The sequence below is a fragment of the Nostoc sp. 'Peltigera membranacea cyanobiont' 210A genome (genome assembly GCF_002246015.1).
Classification (GTDB): domain Bacteria; phylum Cyanobacteriota; class Cyanobacteriia; order Cyanobacteriales; family Nostocaceae; genus Nostoc.
The window spans coordinates 179,230-196,860 of sequence record NZ_NOLJ01000011.1 but is presented as its reverse complement, the minus strand read 5'-3'; the positions used below and the strand labels follow the sequence as shown (position 1 = coordinate 196,860).

The window sequence follows — 17,631 nt, the reverse complement described above, 5'->3', positions numbered from 1 at the left end:
TTTGGGATTTTTTTGGGATGGTACTATGATTAAATTGTATGTACAACTTTATTTTTTCCAAAGTGTTGAGTAGCTAACGATAGAATCGTGCTTTGTCGGGGATAAAATTATACAGTTTTTTTATTTGCCTACACGTTTAAACGCTACTACAAGCCAATGTACACTTCCTCATGATTTTTTGAGTACTACCTCAAGAAAACCTTTATTTAAAAGTTGCGCGATGACACAGACAACTACAGAGCGTCTATACTCTTTTGAAGAATATCTCGCTTATAACGATGGTACTGATAGCCGTTATGAACTGGTGGATGGGAAACTAGAACGCATGAATCCACCAACTTTTAGACATTTACTAATTTCTGACTTTATTCAGGATAACTTTAAGGCAGAAATCAATCGCTTGAGTTTACCTTGGCTATGTTTTAGAGAGGCAGGGGTAAGAACGGGATGGCGGAAGTCAAGATTGCCTGATGTTTATGTTGTAAGGACTGAACAGGTAATGGAATTCCTTGATGAGTCTGCTGTTTGTCAGTCTGCGCCGATATTAGTAGTGGAAGTTGTCAGTCCTGATTCAGTAAAACGCGATTATCGATATAAACGTTCTGAATATGCAGCGTTAGAGATTCCTGAATATTGGATTGTAGATCCAATAGAGTCAAAAATTACGATTTTATTGTTGTCAGAAGGATTGTACGAGGAAAAAGAGTTTAGCGGGAGTCAGCAAATTGTGTCTGTAACTTTCCCAGAAATTGCGCTTACAGTTGAACAAGTGTTATCTGCGGGTAATGTTGGTTAAAAAAGAGACCATCCCTTCTACTAGTTATGACAAGACCGTAAAACTCTGGGCTTACTTAAATAACCTAGAGGATTTAATTGGATACAGTTGTGCTAAGTCGATATCAGCAAAACTTGCAACAGGCTGGAGTTGCGGTCGTTGTTCTGGTGGCATCTAGTAATCGCCTACCTGATTTGCTTCCATTTATACCCAGTGTTCGCAGTGTCTTAGCAACAGTTGAAATAGCAGATTGTTGACACGAGCTTCATACAACAACTCTATTCTTTTTGATGATGAAATCTAATTCCTAAAAAGATGTCGTAAACGAACTCAAAAAAGTCCTTTTTCTGCAACAATCCTGAAGTTTGATAACATCCTTTTTCATCTAACAGGGGCTTCATCACATAATATGCAGGCTGGTAATTATACCAAGGAATAGAAGGCCATAAATGATGAATTAAGTGGTAATTCTGTCCCATAATCAAGATATTGAGAATCGGGTTAGGATAAACGCGAGCATTTTTCCAGCGATCGCGCTCGGCAAAAGGACGATGGGGTAAATAGTCAAAAAATAATCCCAGTGCTATCCCTACCACAAAAGCCGGTAAAAACCAAAAATTCAGAATATAACCCAAAAAGTGGTACTGCACTGATATATAAACAATTACACCGACAATTAAGCGGCTGATGAACCATTCTAATAGCTCATACTTACGCCACAGTCGCCGTTGAAAGAAAAACACCTCGTGGTACAAAAACCGCACTGCAATCAGCCACAGAGGCCCACCCGTAGAGACATAATGATCTGGGTCGTCTTTAGGATGATTGACATGACCATGATGCTGTAAATGCACTCGCGTAAAGACTGGAAAAGCAAAAGCTAGCATCAACGCACTGCCATGCCCTAACATTGCATTCATCACCCGGTTGCGATGGGCAGATTGGTGACAGGCATCATGAATTACGGTTCCAGCACAATGCAAGGCAATAGTATTAACGCAAAAGCATAGCCAGTGCGGCCATTCCCAAAGCCAGTAACCAAAGTTGGATAACACCAGCATGGATACAGCTACAGAAAACAGCAGCAGCGTCGGATTGAAATCACCAGGAGGCGCTAAAAATTCCTTGGGTGGGATTGTCAGTGGCTTTTGTACCTCCGATGCGATCATCTTTAAGATTGACTCCTTTTTGAGCAGACATTACGAATATACGATAAATATTATTGAATGATAAAGTTTTGCAAATTTTTGTATAGCAATATTTATCCACAGCTTTGCATATCAGCAGATGAATAACGCTATGATTCCAGACGAAGCCTAGTCTTTACTGATAAGTGGGGTATGACAATCGGCAGAAAGTTTATGGAACAAACTCCTTCGTGGGGAGGATGGATACAAGATTGATGTACTATATCTAGTCTATCCCACAGCCCCATTCTCCCATAAACCCTCATCTAACTGCTTATATCTTATTGATATAGCAGTGACTGAAAAGGAGATGCCACTTAAGTTACGATGACTTCCCAGATAGCTCCCTAACTTCAGCCCCTATGCAATTACGAGATTCTCTGCGCCGGACAAAAATTGTCGCTACTATTGGCCCCGCCACTAGCAGTCCTGAAATGCTCAAGGCGATTATTGAAGCGGGAGCCACGACGCTGCGGCTAAACTTCTCCCACGGAACTCATGCCGACCATCAGCGTAGTATTCGCTTAATTCGGCAAACCGCTTTTGAATTAAATCAGCCAGTGGCTATTCTCCAAGACTTGCAGGGCCCAAAAATTCGCTTGGGGAAGTTTGACAACGGGTCTATAGTTTTGGCAAAAGGCGATCGCTTCACCTTGACAAATCGTCCAATAGTAGGCACGCAAGAAATTAGTTGTGTCACCTACGATTATTTAGCCGAAGAAGTCCCAGTTGGGGCAAAAATTCTCCTCGATGATGGACGAGTAGAAATGCTGGTGGAGGAAATTAATCGGGACAAAGGTGATTTGCATTGTCGGATCACCGTGCCTGGTAAACTTTCTAACAATAAAGGCGTAAACTTTCCTGGCGTTTACCTGTCAATTAAGGCAATGACCGACAAAGACCGAGAGGATCTGATGTTTGGTCTAGATCAGGGTGTCGATTGGGTGGCACTTTCCTTTGTCCGCAATCCCCAGGACATGATCGAAATTAAAGAACTAATTTCTAGTACAGGCAAGCAAGTGCCAGTGGTTGCCAAAATTGAAAAGCACGAAGCCATTGAACAAATGGAGGCAATTCTGGCTTTGTGTGATGGCGTGATGGTTGCCAGAGGGGACTTAGGGGTGGAATTGCCAGCGGAAGATGTTCCGGTACTCCAAAAGCGGTTAATTGCAACAGCAAATCGCTTGGGGATTCCGATCATCACTGCTACTCAGATGTTAGATAGCATGGTGAGCAATCCTCGTCCTACCCGCGCTGAAGTATCGGATGTGGCAAATGCGATTTTAGACGGCACAGACGCGGTGATGCTCTCCAACGAAACCGCCGTGGGTAGCTTCCCTGTAGAAGCAGTGGCGACGATGGCGCGAATTGCCGAACGTATGGAGCAGGAAGAAGCCCAACACCTAAACCTACGTTCTACGAGAGATGCCCGACGCTCCATTCCCAATGCGATTAGTCAAGCTGTCGGTCAAATTGCCGAACAACTAGGTGCAGCGGCAATTATGACCCTAACGCAAACGGGGGCAACAGCTCGCAATGTCTCTAAGTTTCGTCCTCATACACCAATTTTGGCAGTGACACCCCATGTAAATGTGGCGCGGCAGCTACAGATGGTGTGGGGAGTCAAACCGTTGTTGGTGCTAGGATTACCTTCCACTGGTCAGACATTTCAGGCTGCGATTAACGTGGCTCAGGAGCTTAAGTTACTGTCTCAGGGTGATTTAGTAGTGATGACGGCTGGTACACTCCAGGGGATTTCTGGCTCTACAGATTTGATTAAGGTAGAGGTGGTGACGGCAGTACTAGGTCACGGAATTGGACTGGGACAAGGTTCAGTAAGTGGTCGCGCACGCGTGGCTAATACTGGTATGGATGTGAGTAACTTTAATCCCGGAGATATTTTGGTTGCATCCCGCACTAGTGCCGATTTTGTTGAGGCAATTCGGAAAGCTGCCGGGATTATTACCGAAGAAGAAAGTCTCACAAGTCACGCGGCAGTAATTGGCTTGCGTCTCGGTGTACCAGTGATTGTTGGTGTGAAGCAGGCAACGCAGGTGATTCGCGATGGGGCGATTATAACGCTGGATCTACAACGGGGTTTGATTTACTCTGGGGCGGTGAGAACGGCTTAGAAGTGGGGAAGGAGCAGGGGAGCAGGGGAGCAGGGGAGCAAAGGAGTTGTAGTAAGTTTTATCCCCTCTGCCTCTTGTGCCCAATCCCCAATCCCTTTATCAAACAGTTACGATCGCAGCCCCCAGCCATCCAGCAAAGTTTTGCTGCTGTGTAGAGTTAGGATAATCAACAGGCTTTACCTGATATCGAGTGGGGCGTGGTGACGCGAGAGTGATGGAATAGGTACGGAGTTCGTCTTGGTGGAAAACTGCGATTTGGATGGTATCGTTGGGTTGGTAATCTTTCAGGCGATCGCTTAAGCCACCCGCCGTTACCTTAATCCCATCAATTGCTAACAACTCATCACCTGCATCAATTCCCCTTACTTGTGCAGGTGAACCAGTCTCCACAAACTTAACGATCTCCCGCCCATTTTCTGTATTTATTCTCACACCCAGGTAAGGTTCTTCCTGCTGATCGGCTACCAACTGCAAGCCAAAGGGTTCTAAATACTGATTGAAAGGCAAATCATCAGTACTATCAATGTAGCGTTTAAAAAAATCAGTCAAATCGATTCCGGCAACAGATTCGATAACTTCCTGCAACTGTTCTGGGGTATAGCCAATTTCATCTTGCCCAAATTGCTGCCACATTTTCAGCATTACGTCATCGAGGGAGCGCTGATTGTTGTGAGTAGAGCGAATCAGCAAATCCAGCAACAACGATACCATTTCTCCTTTTAAATAGTAGGAAATTTGGGAATTACCGCTATTGGCATCCGGGCGATAGAGTTTTATCCAGGCATCAAAACTCGACTCGGAAACGGGTTGTACCTTGCGCCCCGGTGTTATTTCATATCTGGTAATTTCCTTACCCAAGTTATTCAAATACGACTTCACATCATAAATTCCCGCCCGCAAAGGAATTAACAAGTCGTAGTAACTAGTAGTACCTTCACAAAACCATAATGATGGTGTGTAATTTTCTTGGTCGTAATCAAAAACCTCTAATGCTTTTGGGCGAATTCGCTTGACATTCCATAAGTGAAAGAACTCGTGTGCAACTAATTGCAGAAAGCGATCGTATTTTTCCTGAGCGCGAAACCCAAAACGCTGGTAAATTAAAGAGCAAGAGTCTTTATGCTCCAAGCCGCCAAAAGCTTGGCTAAATAAATGTAGCAGAAACACATATCGTTGATATGGCAAACCGCCAAACATCTGCGCTTCTACTTGGATAATTTTTTGGATATCAGCAATCATTTGCTGGGCTTGGTAATTACCTTGTCCCCAGATTGCCAATTCATGAGGTTTTCCTAAGACCTCAAATTTATACAATTGGTGGCTACCAATCTCAAAGGGAGTATCCACCAGAGTATCAAAATCGCCAGCCAAGAAAGTATTTGTTTCCTCACCAACGGGAGGTAAGGCAGTAGTTACCTGCCATTCCGGGTGTGGTGGTACGATAGTGACGCGAATGGGTTGCTTATCCCAACCTGGTATTCTAAAAAATATTGCCGCACCGTTAAAATAACCGTGAGTGGTATCTAAGTGATTGGTTCGTACCGATAGCTCATTCGCAAAAATGCGGTAACGTACAGTTAATTCCGAAACACCTATTTTGTCTACCTGCCAGTGATTTTTACCGATCTTCCGCCAAGCTAAAGGTTTATCCTCTGCAAAAGCCTCAAAATCCTGTAAATTCTTGGCGTATTCTCGGACTAAATAGGAACCTGGTGTCCAAACGGGCAATTTTAAATCGAGAATCGGTGAGGAATAATCCACAAGGCGTAAAGTCACTTCAAACAGATGGGTTTCTGGTTGGGACATTGCCACTAGGTAATGAATCGTTGACCTAGTTTCCTCAACGTAGGTATTGGGACGAGTTGCTGTTGCTTCAGTCATCTTGTTTGCTGAGGTAATTGTTAATAAGCTAGGCCCCACTGCGATCGCGGAGCATCTCATAGAAAAGACAGTAATTCGTAGTTAAGACCTTACAGATAAATCCGCTTACTCTCAAATAAAGATTACACTTTATTTATTTTCCATAACTAAAGTTATAGTACATAAATGCTACACGCAATTTGAGTATTTCAGCGATGTTTAATAGCTGCGATGTCTACGACGGGCTACGCCAACGCACCAAAAAACCGCACTAGTAAGGCCAAGTCAAAAGTAAGCTGGATGGCGCAGATTCTCCGATTGGAAAACCCATTTTGAAAATATAGTTTTCAGGTACAAACTGTAGATGCTCAAATATAATACCCGTATCCTTGACTTCTCAACAGAAGCCGAAGTTCCATCTACTGAGCGTTTATCGAAAATCGAAAATCCATGACACCTTCCGATCTAAAAGCATATTTAGACAACCTTATCCGTAAAAACTTGCAAATTAGTACGATGATTTGGGGGCCTCCTGGCATTGGCAAATCAAGCATTGTCGGACAGATAGCTCAAGAGTATGATATCGACTTTGTGGATGTCCGCCTCAGTCAACTCGCGCCCACCGACTTGCGCGGTTTACCCGTTGCCGAAGATGGTATTTCAAAGTGGTATCCGCCAGAATTCCTGCCTCGTGGCGGTAAAGGCATCCTGTTTTTAGATGAACTAAATATGGCACCGCCAGCAATGCAGGGAGTCGCTCAACAGTTGATTTTAGATCGAAAAGTCGGCTCTTACGTTGTACCATCAGGTTGGTTTGTCTGGGCTGCTGGCAACCGTAAAGAAGACCGTGCAGCTGTCTTTGATATGCCTGCACCTTTAGCAAATAGGTTTTTACATCTGGAGGCACAAGCTGATTTTAACAGCTTCAAAGCTTATGCCTTAGAAGCAGGCGTACACGAGCAAATAATAGCCTTTCTTTCCTTTCGCCCCACATTGTTGCACAAAATCGATCCCCAGCAACCCGCTTGGCCTTCACCTCGTTCTTGGGAAATGGCAAGTGCGCTACACCACGCAGAATTAGATATTACTCCGGCGGTGGGGGTTTCTACAGCGACTGAGTTTCATGCTTTTATTCAGCTTTACAAAACACTACCGAATCTGACACCTATTTTGGCAGGTAAAGGCGATCGCATTCCCTGGCCTCAAGAACCAAGTACTAAGTATGCCACAGCAGTTGGTTTAACAGTGCGGGCTGCTGACGCAAACCAAGCCTACAACGCTTTTATGTGGCTAAGTCAAGTTGCAACAGCCGAATGGGTGCAGTTATTTGCAGTCGATTTATTTCGAGTCATGCGGAGTAAAGGACATCTGGGTGTTTTGGCGCAATTAGTCCAGAAAGACGCAAAATTGCAGCAGTTTATGAAAGATTTTCAACAGCTAATGGGTTTGTAAACGAGACAGAACAGATGAATAATGAAAATAGCTCTCGGATTATCAGTGCTTCTGTGCTGCGTTTGCGGATGAAGTCGCCATTTTTCGCTACTCTGGCATTGTTTGCTCGCTTCGTTCCTTCACAGCAATTACCAACTGCTGCCACTGACGGCAAAGATATCTTTTTTAATCCAGAGTATTTGCTTTCTTTACCCACCACTCAACAGGATGGACTGCTACTGCACGAAGTTTTACACGCTGCACTTCTGCATGTGCCGCGCCGGGGTGTGCGGGAAGCGGAACTGTGGAATATTGCCGCAGATATTGTAGTTAATGGCATTATTAGCCAACAGGGTGTATTTGAACTGCCTCCGGGAAGATTGCGAGAACCTAAACTGGAGCATCTCAGTGTAGAAGAAATTTATGAATTACTGTTAAAGAATACTAATGATTCCGTAAAACTACTGCATCCCGATCTACTCAATGAAGCCCCTTTTGATGCCTCATCCTCTTCAGATGTGACTAACAATGACAGCAGAAATCAGGCAGGAGACGCTCAGGAAACAGGAAAGACAGCACACCCTAACGACTTTGCCCATCCGACTGCTGAAACTTCTTACACAAACAGCGATAGTCTGTCAGAAGCAAGAAAAGCAGCTTTAGAAGCACACTGGCGCAATGCTTTGCAACAAGCTGCTGTTATTGCTCGTACAGTTAATCAAGGCTTACTGCCAGCCGGGATAGAACGGGAACTCGGAGCATTAACCACTGCTCAAATTAATTGGCGTAGTTACCTTTGGCGTTATCTGGTACAGACTCCTACTGACTTTGCAGGCTTTGACCGCCGCTTTATTGGGCGGAAACTGTATTTGGAAACTCTGCAAGCAGAAAATGTAGAGGTATATGTAGCTGTAGATACTAGCGGTTCTATTGATAATCAGCAATTGTGGATGTTTTTAGGCGAGGTGCAGGGAATTTTGAGTGCTTATCCTCATTTAAAATGTGAGCTTTATTACGTTGATGCCGAAGCTTACGGGCCCTACAAACTCAATCTCGATTTGACTCTGCCAAAACCTCAAGGTGGTGGTGGCACATCATTTGTACCGTTTTTTGAGAAAGTTGCAGAAAGTTGGGATGGGCAAACTCAAGGCGTTTGTATTTATTTAACAGATGGTTATGGTACTTTCCCTGATAAACTACCGGAATTACCTGTGTTGTGGGTGGTAACTCCTGGTGGTTTGACTTTAGAGGAGTTTCCTTTTGGGGAAGCAGTGCGGTTATTGTCGGTTTGAAAAGTGCCTATAATTGCGATGTTCGCTTTAATTTCCACAATCGAATGCTGTTTTTGTTACTACTGGCTAACAACTTTCCGTCTGGACTAAATTTTAAATTGATTACTTCTTCTTGATCGGTTTTGAAACAGTGGATTTCTTCCATTGTCTCCAAGTCCCAGAGTCTGAGGGTACTGTCTCTACTGACACTAGCTAAGATTGGCTCTAGGGGACTGAATACTAGAGCCTGAATGCAAGAATACTCTTGTAGCGTTTTAATCTCACAATTTGTCTGCAAATTCCACAGTTTTATTGTATGGTCATAACCTCCACTGGCAAGAATTTGATCATCTGGGCTAAAGACAATTTGCTTCATCCAGTCAGAGCGATCTGTAAAAGTGTAAATCATCGTGTTTGTTTTTACATCCCACAGTGCAATTTTTCCCCGATACCCAGCCGCCAAAATATCTCCAGTCGAACTGAGTGCTAATGGATTGTCATATTCAGTACCTAAATTTACAACACCCAATTCCTCGCCAGTTTGTAAATTCCACAGTTGTACTGGTTGCTCCTCATAGCGTCTTGCCAGTACTTTTCCATCTGCGCTCAGGGTAACACGAGAGCCACAAGACCAACCGGAGCTTCTAGAGTTCCATTTCTCTTCGTCGTTGTTAGCGGGTGTAGCCTGTCTATCTTCAAATTCACCATAGAAATCGCTGCTGATTAAAACTGGATTTGATTGATTATTCCCTTGAGTAAAAGCAATAGTTGGGTAGTACCTGCGTTGCGATCGCAAACAACTATATGTTTCCTTTCTCTCTGTAACTTGCCACAGCTTAAAATCTTCAGCGCTTTTGCTGGCTAAGGTCTGACTATCAGGGCTAAAAGCCAAAGATTGCACTGCTGCTTCGTGTCCGGTGAGCAGGCAAATTTGTTTACCAGTTTGTCTGTCTAGCAGTTCTATCTGACCGTCTAAATCTGGGGCACTTCGGGCAGTGAATTTCCCATCTGGGCTGTGTGCTTGAGTGAGGATACCGCTAGAATAACCCTTTAATGTCCTTGTCTCATGACCAACGTTAATTAACTCAAAGGGTTCTCCTGTACCCATCATACCTAGACCTTCGGCATTGCCATCAAATACAATAGCCGTATAATTGGCGGAGTGGTTTTTGAGATTTTGAATTAACTCCCCCGTTAACGGGTTCCATATTTTCAATTCGTTAACATAAAAACTTTCGTAGAGATTTTGTCCATCTGCACTGAAAACGACTGAAACAACTGGTTCTGATTGCAAATCTATTTGATTAATTTGCTGGCCAGTGTTGGAATTAACCAAGATAATTTTTTCATTCCAAGTATATGCCAGCATCTCACTATCAGGACTAAAGGCAAAAGATGACTCCCATACTTTTAGCTCTAAATGTAGAGAGTGTTCAATTACTTTATCAGTTCGCCCAAAATTGCTAATTCCAAGTTAGCCTGCTTTGCCTGAGTTATTTCTGCTCCTCTTAGGTCAGATCGTGTTAAGATTGCCCCTTCTAGTTCAGTCTTAGTTAGGTCAGCCTTCTGCAAGTTAGCATTTGTCAGGTTTGCTGCTTGTAAATTACCTCCCTGCAAATAAACTTTTTGCAGGCTGGCTTGTTGTAGTTGCGCTTTTCGTAGTCTAACTCCCGTTAGATTAGCCCGATCTAAAACACATTGTTCTAAATTAGCTGCTGTTAAATCGGCACTTACTAATTCAGCTTTTTGGAGGTCGGCTTGCACTAGTTGGACACGAGGCATATAAGCATAACAAAGATTAGCTCCTACCAAAATTGCACGTTTCAAGTTAGCTGCATCCAGCTTTGCTTCGTTGAGATTGGCATCACTTAGATTAGCTGCACTCAAATCAGCGCCTTGCAAATCAACTCTTGCTAGATTGGCTCCTCTCAAGTCTTGTTCGCTGAGATTTGCCCAACTAAGATTAGCTCGATATAAATCAACTTCTTTGATGACTGCATGGCGTAAATCACTACCATTAAGATGAGCGCATCTTAAGTTGGTTTGAGTCAGGTTTGCACCACGTAAGTCTGCTTCTATCAAATTGGCTTCGCTCAGATTCGTCTTGGAAAGATTTGCATTTTTTAGGTTAGCTTTTTCTAGATTAATTCCTGTTAAGTTGGCTTGACTAAGGTCAGCATTTTCGAGGTTAACCTGAGTGAAATCACGTTCTCCAAGTTGATAAGCTGCTAGTAATCCCCCAGCGCCGCCAATTTCTCGGAATGATGTTAAAGTATGTTTTTTTGGAAGCATAATTATGAATTTTTGATTGCGAATTTAAAAGAGGATAAATTCAGTCTTAGAGGTTGTTTTAAAAGTGGTTGGTTGTGATTTTAAGTACTTATAGATCCCCCCTAGCCCCCCTTAAAAAGGGGGGAACCGGAATCAAAGTCCCCCTTTTTAAGGGGGATTTAGGGGGATCTAGAACGTTTTGCTACCGACAAGAGGACTTTTCAAACAACCTCTCTCGCAAAGGCGCAAAGACGCAAAGATAAGAGGGTATTTAGAAAACTAGAAGGAATTCCCAGTCTAAAATTTAAAATTGATGGTATGAGTTTTAAGATTGGGAGAGATTCTGCAATCTATTTTTTGCTGCTGCCCGAACTAGCTGATTGCTGTCTTGTGCCAGTTGAATGAGGATTTGTTGAGTAGCTTGGGGATTTTGAGCTACGGCTAGCCGTTCCAACCAGGAGATAGAAAGGCTTTTTTCTTGTAGTAATTCCTGGGAAATCTGGGGTTGATTTAAGGCAATAAAGCTAACTAAGGGAAATTGGGACTTGGCATAATGATTGAGCGTCACAGCAAGGCTATCAGGATGACGAGATAAAAAATCAGGATTCAGTTTCAAATACTCCGTTGCATATTCGCCGCAAAGAATACGTTCCACTGCTTCTTTCGGTAAACTGGGGTTGAGCATGGCGTTTCGACGCACTAGATTAAATGATTTCTCAACCGCTAGTTCTTCTAAAGTCTCAGCGGACAAGTTAATTTTTGAAGCAACATTCATCCGAACGTTACCGTCTTCATCTCTGGCTAATTTTTCCAGGGTGCTGATTGGCGTATTCGGGTTTTGGGCTACTGCTTCACGAACTTTTGGGTCTGGTGATTGAGCTAGTTTTTCCAAGCTGCTTATAGGGGTGTTGAGGTTTTGCGCTACAGCCTCACACACCTTAACTTTAGTTGATTCAGCAAACTGTGCTAGAAAATTAGCAGGCAAATCAAAGCGCCGAGCGAGAAAAAGACGAGCGGCTTCTCCTCCATCCTGTGCTAATCGCTGCAAAATGGTTTCTAGGGGACTGGTACTTTCTTCTGCTAGGATATCTAAGATACTCTCTACCTCAGGGTATTTACCATATTTTTCACTTGACATTCGATAGGCGATCGCTCTACTTACAGATGCGTCTCTAGCTAATTGCTTAAACAGAAGACTTATTGGTGTATTAAGATTTATACTAACCTGACGACGAACTTCAGAAGAGTCATCCTGAGCTAACTCTTCTAAAATACTGACTGATGCATTGGGGTTTTCAGCAACAGATTCACGCAGTCGTTCATCAACGCTTTTGGAAAATTCTAAGAGCAGTTCTGGCGGTGTATTTGGGTGTTTACAGACACTTCTGGGGTCTTTTTGTGCTAACTTTTCCAACACATAAGGAGGAGTTTTAGGATTCTTCCTAACCGCTTCGGCAGTATATTCCCCTTGTTGTTCTCCTATTACCCTAGCCGCAGCATTAGCAACGTGTATATCTGTATCTTTTGCCAGTCCTTTCACCACATTTAGGGGTGTATTGGGATTTTCAGCAACCCTAATACGAACTATTTGGTCTTGATTTGTACTCAAACTCTCCAAAACATCACTAGGTGTATTTAAATTACGAGCAAGAGCAGTTGGAGCTTGCTTTTCAGTGAACGATTTTCGTAGAGTCTCTGTGGGAGTATTGGGATTTTGGGCTATGCTATACCATATGTAATCATCAGTATGGTTGGCTAGGTGTTTGAGAACATTGGGAAAGGTAGCCGGAGAATCAGCGATCGCTCTACAAAAAAAGTCTTTATAGCTTGAGTCCTGCACCCAATGTTCAACCATAAATTCTGGAACAGGGCAAATCTGAGCTAGAACTGCTAAATAACCAGTACCAGCTTGGCGAGCAGAAGGAATTATTCCTTTAATCACCTCTTTAATTCTTTGTTCGTATTTCTCTGTTAATTCTCCAGCCAGATTGATGTGTAAACGAGCAGATTCCACAACTTGAGAATGTCGGCTTTGAGTTAATCGATTTAACACGCCTTTGGGAGTTTGGACGTTTTTAACTAGCGCCAGTTGTACTTCCAAGTCCGCTTGATCTGCGACTTGTTCCAAAATATATACTGGAACATTTTTCTGTCTGAGAATGCTTCGCAAAGTACTTAAAGGAATTTCTGCAACTAGATTGAGATTTTCCAAAAGCAGTAATGGAAACACGGGGTTATCTAGCAATTCGGACGGAAATTCTGCTCCCAAACGCAACAGGACATCAACTGGAGTGTTGGGATTGCCTGCAACGGACTGACGAGTTTGTTGGTCAGTAGATAATGCTAATTCGCGCAACAGTTCAGGGTCAGTACTAGGTTCTGCTGCTACTAATTGTGCCTGTGTGACGTTTTTTGTCAGGGGTGGAATGGTGTCATCCATTGGGCTAATTTCGTGAAGTACCTACACCTCTAATAAGCAAGTCAACCGACAAGAAGCTTCGGTTGACTTACTTAATATCAAAATTTGTATTGCTGAATAAATAAAACAATCACACTTTGCCAGCCAAGTTCATCAACTGTTTGAAGTTCACAAGATAAGTGATGTTGTTGGCACTATCAATTTTGATCCACCCTTTTTCATGCAGCTTTTCCATGATTTTGGTGGTTTCTTCAACACCGATTTCTGTCACCTCTGCTAAATCTTTAAAGGGAATGTTAAAAATTTCTCTTCCTAAGTCTGATTCCTGACCATAGCTTTCACCTAAAGTCACTAGAGTATGAGCGAGTTTAACTGCTGGTGGTGAAGACCGCATTTGCAAGCGCACGTTAATTTGCCGCAATCGCCGCACCATCAGTTGCAACATTCGGTGATGTAACTGCGGGTCTTTAAACAATATTTGAATAAACCGCTCTCTGGAGACACTAAGCAACTTCACGGGTGAAAGGGCAATGACATCGGTTGAGCGTGGAGATTCATCCAAAATTGCCATTTCTCCAAAAAAATCGCCACGACCAAAAATTGCTAAAGCTACTGAATCTTCCCCGACGGTACGCCGGACTTTGACCCAACCAGAAACCACGAAGTAAACGGCGTTACCCCAGGCATCTTCCATCACAACGGCTCGCCCAGAGGGGTATTCATGTTCAATTGCAACGTTGAGTAGCCATTCCAAAGTTTGTGGATTGGCTGTACTCATTAAGGGGAAAAGTTCACTAAAAACCTCAGTTAACATGAAATATTTGCAACAATAGGATTTAAGAGGGGAAACTAACTTTGCTACTATAAGTAAGTTTTTTTAACCGTAATCTTACTCAGAAGACGATCGCAAAATTTGTATTTATTTGGAGATGAATCTCTAAGCTTTATCAGTCTAGGATTCCATTACAACATAACAATTATGTATGCTAACGAAATCAGCGTTTTCACTTACTGACCGATGATTTACTCTTTGTTGGTAAATTGCTATCTAGTGCCAGTATTTTGATCTGTTGGTCTAAATTTTTCACTAATTGATTCAGGGTAACTAAAGCCTCTAATTGCTGAGAATCAAGGCTAGGATTCAGTAAAAGTCGTTCTTGTAGTTCATGTAACTTTATACTTAGTTGCTGAGAAATTCCTAAAGCATCACCGCTTAGACGCGTTAATTGCTGTTGTTGATAGAATTTTAATGCTGCTCCCCGCAATACTTGGAGTGTTCCCTCTTCACCGTACATTCCCGGCATGACTCGCAAGCGTAATAATAAGCGATTTTTTTGATATACGTATTCCTTTTCTACTTGTTTTGGTTCTGCAATCGTGGTTACAGGCAGGGAAGCAAACCGCTTTAATTCATTCAATACTCCTTGAAAAACTGAGAGCGGCAGTTTGTCTAATACAGACTGCAAAACTCCATTGTCACTCCACAGTATTCTGCCTTCGTAAGCTTGTCTTTCTAAGTACAGCCGACCAATTCCTCCAGCCAAGATTCGCCCTAGTAATTCTTCTAGTAATTTTTTTGGTGGCAGTGTTGTTAGCAACTCAATCGGACTCAGTAGTTCGGAAGCTTGTGTGGGAAAAATAGGTAAATTGTTTGATGATATGGCTTCAGAATCCTCTCCCGGTTGAGTTCTGGGAATAGGGGTCAATAACGTCGTAGTTTGAGATGATTGGTCTAACTCTGGGATAGGAGGCAAGTCTACCCGCTGTCCAGAATTTTGACGCTTTTGTGTCTGAAACACCATCAATACTGGTTGTTGATTTGATTCCGAGTCGGCATCTAAGGAAGGACTAGGTATGTCAGCAATCGTAGCTGGGCTATTCGTTGCGGGAAAGTCCACTGTTGGCTGATGCACTTGTTGGGCATCTAGCTGAGATGTATTCTTATGGTTGAGGTAGGCTGATAGTATTCTGCGGTGGGCATCGGCTGCGATCGCCTCAATCACCATTGTGCAATTGATAGAAGACAAAATGCGACCAACGTAATCTAGGGCTTCGCTCTCTTGTGGATAAACCATGCCTAACAAGAGGTTTTTGTCTTCTAATCCAAAGGGCAAAATTTGGTGGTAGAGGCAAGCTTCAAAGGACAAAAGATGATCGATTAGGTGGAACATTTGTTCGCGATCGCCTCCTTGCTCCCACCTAGTTTGAGCGGCAGTTAGCATTTGCTGTCCATTTGCTGCGGTATCATTTAGTTCGCCCTTTGAAGACAACATAGATTTGATTCGTTGGTATTTACTTATATTTTGCCTCTAATTCAATAGGTAGTTAATAAAGATACTTTGTTAAATTGTTAAAATTTAAATTATATATACTTAAGTAAATGTAAGTAGAAGATGAATTTTAGATTATGGACTGGGGATAATACTGAAGATTGGGTATTGGGCAAAAGAGTGCTGAGTTTTGTTTATTCCCTTGTCCCCTTGTCTCCTCTGCTTCTGGGTTACATAGCGTAGCCGTACCACTTGCCTACGGCAAGCTCCGCGCAGCGTCTCGTAGAGAAGTGCTGCTCCCCACTCCCCCATGCTCCATTTCCCACTACAAGCTAATCCGGGAGCAACGCGAAAAAGTGAGATCGGGGTTTGGTTCTCAATTACGCCCCTATATTCTCAACAAAACCTGGTTTTTTAGTTGCGATCGCATCCTGAAACAAGCTATATACGTCCAAGGTTTCAGCACCTCACAAAATCGCGTTGCTCCCAGCTAATCCTGGGTTCTTAAAGCTTGGGCTGTCAGATAGACTTTCGTCCATTCGCCTAGCACTTGATGGGTTTTGAGTTTTAACTGTTCGGCTATGGCTTCTATTGAGTTACCCGCTTTCCGCAAAGCTAAAATCTGCCGCCCCAGAGGAGTCAATTTTTCATCAAGTTGCTGCCATTGGTTTTGTGTTAACCCCAAGTTATGTTCTTGCAAGGAAATTGAGAGCCAACTTTCCACGAGTTCTGGTTTACCTTTGAGGGCAAAAACACGCACAGCATGATAACTAATTTTTTCTCGTAGTCGATATACCTCTTTAGTCTGCTTATTCAGTTTCTGGGCGATGTCTTCCTGGGACTTACCTTGCAGATAGAGTCGTAGCCATTCCACTGCATCTGTTCCCAGATTTTCTTGTAAATAATCTTCAAATTCTTTTTGTACTGACTGGCGTAGCCCTTGTTGTTCCTCTAGTTGTTGTGCTTCTTGATATTCTGCGATCGCCTGACTATCGACTAAGTTAACTCGATTGTCACTGTCGTCTGTGAGAACTTCTTCTGAGACTAGTCGAACCAAATCACGCCCTGGCACTTGGGTTAAACCACCGCGCTGGGTGCGACGCAAATAATTCACAAATCGGTAAGCTAATAGGGGTTGATTCCGTACTGGCCGCAAACAATATTCTTCTAAACTGGCAAATAACAAACCATCTCCCAATCTTCTATCGGTTGTATATTTGGCAATATCAGCCATTTGCTGTTGCATCTGGCTGTCGTTTTGGAGTAATTCTTGGAGTACTTCTTGTAACACATCCATCACACTGCGCTGGCGATCGCGGCTGAGGGAAACCCAAGTCTGAATCTTATTCCGTAATGTTACTAAACTTCCCAATCGGGTTATCAAGTTGCGATAAGCACGTTCTCGCCCCAGCCCCAAGTAGCGTTGACGTAAAATCCTCCAGCGATATTCCATCGCTTGCTTGGCGATATCGAGTTCTTTAGGATTATACAGATCGAACCGTTTTGAGTCAGATCCCAACAGCCAGAGAATAATGCTTTGCCTTGCGGCTTCATTTTGGTCTGGACATTCGACAGCCAAGCGCTTTTGCCAATCTAGAGCCAGTTTTTCCACATCCGTTGTCATAGTGAGATTGCATTCCTCGAAACTCAATTTTGAAGTTTGCATTACAACCCCCATTCGTCCCACCTAATTGTTTAACTGGCAGCTGCCCCAGATTTCACGAATTTCATGAATTTCATGAAAATAGCTCAGTGATTCTACTTTTATTACGTCTGAATTCATTAGAATTATGCAGAAATTTCTATATTGATGTTTTGCTTTTATTTTAAAAAGTCCAAAACCAACATATATCAAGCATTTGGGTTATTCTGCCCATTTAAACTTTTTGTAAAGTTATGTGTTTTAGTGGAGAACAGAAATCTGCTTAAACTGGGGAGGATACACCTTTCACAAAATGGATCGGGTAAATCTGACATTTTGTAACAGAGCCGAGGAACGAATCTAATTTAACTCA

13 protein-coding genes and 1 pseudogene are annotated in these 17,631 nt (G+C 42.9%); 6 read left to right on the top strand and 8 right to left on the bottom strand.

Annotation, left to right across the window (positions count from 1 at the left end; genetic code table 11):
* The first annotated feature begins 220 nt into the window (after positions 1 to 220).
* Together CDG76_RS29780 and CDG76_RS37825 are read left to right on the top strand one after the other, a co-directional pair.
* Entirely contained in the window at positions 221 to 796 is a 576-nt protein-coding gene (locus tag CDG76_RS29780) for a Uma2 family endonuclease (protein WP_094352446.1), read from the top strand.
* A gap of 89 nt (positions 797 to 885) precedes the next feature.
* Positions 886 to 1,032 carry a hypothetical protein gene (locus tag CDG76_RS37825; RefSeq protein ID WP_190241028.1) on the top strand — a complete coding sequence of 49 codons (147 nt, stop codon included), beginning with the start codon at positions 886 to 888 and terminating at the stop codon, positions 1,030 to 1,032.
* 21 nt (positions 1,033 to 1,053) lie between these two features.
* Here the strand turns inward: CDG76_RS37825 and crtR are convergent, their stop codons facing one another.
* The gene (gene crtR / locus CDG76_RS29775; protein WP_094352445.1) at positions 1,054 to 1,944 is read right to left on the bottom strand and encodes a beta-carotene hydroxylase; all 891 of its coding nucleotides are present in this window, start codon (positions 1,942 to 1,944) and stop codon (positions 1,054 to 1,056) included.
* A gap of 380 nt (positions 1,945 to 2,324) precedes the next feature.
* Between crtR and pyk the strand changes: the two genes are divergently transcribed.
* Entirely contained in the window at positions 2,325 to 4,094 is a 1,770-nt protein-coding gene (gene pyk / locus CDG76_RS29770) for a pyruvate kinase (RefSeq protein WP_094352444.1), read from the top strand.
* 99 nt (positions 4,095 to 4,193) lie between these two features.
* Here the strand turns inward: pyk and CDG76_RS29765 are convergent, their stop codons facing one another.
* Positions 4,194 to 5,975: a M61 family metallopeptidase gene (locus tag CDG76_RS29765; protein WP_094352443.1), complete on the bottom strand. Its 1,782-nt coding sequence runs from the start codon at positions 5,973 to 5,975 to the stop codon at positions 4,194 to 4,196.
* Between the two features lie 429 nt (positions 5,976 to 6,404).
* On the opposite strand from CDG76_RS29765, the gene CDG76_RS29760 reads away from it, so the two are divergent.
* Together CDG76_RS29760 and CDG76_RS29755 are read left to right on the top strand one after the other, a co-directional pair.
* Positions 6,405 to 7,406, top strand: coding sequence for an AAA family ATPase (locus CDG76_RS29760; RefSeq protein ID WP_094352442.1), 1,002 nt, complete (start codon positions 6,405 to 6,407; stop codon positions 7,404 to 7,406).
* Between the two features lie 14 nt (positions 7,407 to 7,420).
* Positions 7,421 to 8,677, top strand: a complete 1,257-nt coding sequence (locus tag CDG76_RS29755; RefSeq protein ID WP_094352441.1) for a vWA domain-containing protein — start codon at positions 7,421 to 7,423, stop codon at positions 8,675 to 8,677.
* Positions 8,678 to 8,684: 7 nt separating this feature from the next.
* Here the strand turns inward: CDG76_RS29755 and CDG76_RS29750 are convergent, their stop codons facing one another.
* From CDG76_RS29750 to CDG76_RS39760, 5 genes and pseudogenes are all read right to left on the bottom strand, one after another.
* Positions 8,685 to 10,025 carry a WD40 repeat domain-containing protein gene (locus CDG76_RS29750; RefSeq protein ID WP_094352440.1) on the bottom strand — a complete coding sequence of 447 codons (1,341 nt, stop codon included), beginning with the start codon at positions 10,023 to 10,025 and terminating at the stop codon, positions 8,685 to 8,687.
* 68 nt (positions 10,026 to 10,093) lie between these two features.
* On the bottom strand, positions 10,094 to 10,948 hold the full coding sequence (locus CDG76_RS29745; protein WP_094352439.1) for a pentapeptide repeat-containing protein: 855 nt from the start codon (positions 10,946 to 10,948) through the stop codon (positions 10,094 to 10,096).
* Between the two features lie 304 nt (positions 10,949 to 11,252).
* Positions 11,253 to 13,367: a HEAT repeat domain-containing protein gene (locus CDG76_RS29740; RefSeq protein ID WP_094352438.1), complete on the bottom strand. Its 2,115-nt coding sequence runs from the start codon at positions 13,365 to 13,367 to the stop codon at positions 11,253 to 11,255.
* A 109-nt stretch (positions 13,368 to 13,476) separates the two neighbouring features.
* Complete coding sequence (locus CDG76_RS29735) at positions 13,477 to 14,160, bottom strand: Crp/Fnr family transcriptional regulator (RefSeq protein ID WP_094352437.1); 684 nt, start codon at positions 14,158 to 14,160, stop codon at positions 13,477 to 13,479.
* Positions 14,161 to 14,350: 190 nt separating this feature from the next.
* Positions 14,351 to 14,911 (bottom strand): annotated as a pseudogene (locus tag CDG76_RS39760) (pilus assembly protein PilB); the annotation flags it as partial.
* 866 nt (positions 14,912 to 15,777) lie between these two features.
* On the opposite strand from CDG76_RS39760, the gene CDG76_RS29725 reads away from it, so the two are divergent.
* Positions 15,778 to 16,110 carry a hypothetical protein gene (locus tag CDG76_RS29725; protein WP_094352435.1) on the top strand — a complete coding sequence of 111 codons (333 nt, stop codon included), beginning with the start codon at positions 15,778 to 15,780 and terminating at the stop codon, positions 16,108 to 16,110.
* Here the strand turns inward: CDG76_RS29725 and CDG76_RS29720 are convergent.
* Positions 16,107 to 17,294 (bottom strand): HetZ-related protein 2, encoded by a 1,188-nt coding sequence (locus CDG76_RS29720; protein WP_094352434.1) that lies wholly within the window; start codon positions 17,292 to 17,294, stop codon positions 16,107 to 16,109. The genes CDG76_RS29725 and CDG76_RS29720 overlap by 4 nt on opposite strands.
* Positions 17,295 to 17,631 lie beyond the last annotated feature (337 nt).

Coding starts and splice junctions, on each gene's coding strand:
- CDG76_RS29780 (WP_094352446.1), top strand. CDS start 221: ATGACACAGACAACTACAGAGCGTCTATACTCTTTTGAAGAATATCTC.
- crtR (WP_094352445.1), bottom strand. CDS start 1,944: ATGATCGCATCGGAGGTACAAAAGCCACTGACAATCCCACCCAAGGAA.
- pyk (WP_094352444.1), top strand. CDS start 2,325: ATGCAATTACGAGATTCTCTGCGCCGGACAAAAATTGTCGCTACTATT.
- CDG76_RS29765 (WP_094352443.1), bottom strand. CDS start 5,975: ATGACTGAAGCAACAGCAACTCGTCCCAATACCTACGTTGAGGAAACT.
- CDG76_RS29760 (WP_094352442.1), top strand. CDS start 6,405: ATGACACCTTCCGATCTAAAAGCATATTTAGACAACCTTATCCGTAAA.
- CDG76_RS29755 (WP_094352441.1), top strand. CDS start 7,421: ATGAATAATGAAAATAGCTCTCGGATTATCAGTGCTTCTGTGCTGCGT.
- CDG76_RS29750 (WP_094352440.1), bottom strand. CDS start 10,025: ATGCTGGCATATACTTGGAATGAAAAAATTATCTTGGTTAATTCCAAC.
- CDG76_RS29745 (WP_094352439.1), bottom strand. CDS start 10,948: ATGCTTCCAAAAAAACATACTTTAACATCATTCCGAGAAATTGGCGGC.
- CDG76_RS29740 (WP_094352438.1), bottom strand. CDS start 13,367: ATGGATGACACCATTCCACCCCTGACAAAAAACGTCACACAGGCACAA.
- CDG76_RS29735 (WP_094352437.1), bottom strand. CDS start 14,160: ATGTTAACTGAGGTTTTTAGTGAACTTTTCCCCTTAATGAGTACAGCC.
- CDG76_RS29720 (WP_094352434.1), bottom strand. CDS start 17,294: ATGGGGGTTGTAATGCAAACTTCAAAATTGAGTTTCGAGGAATGCAAT.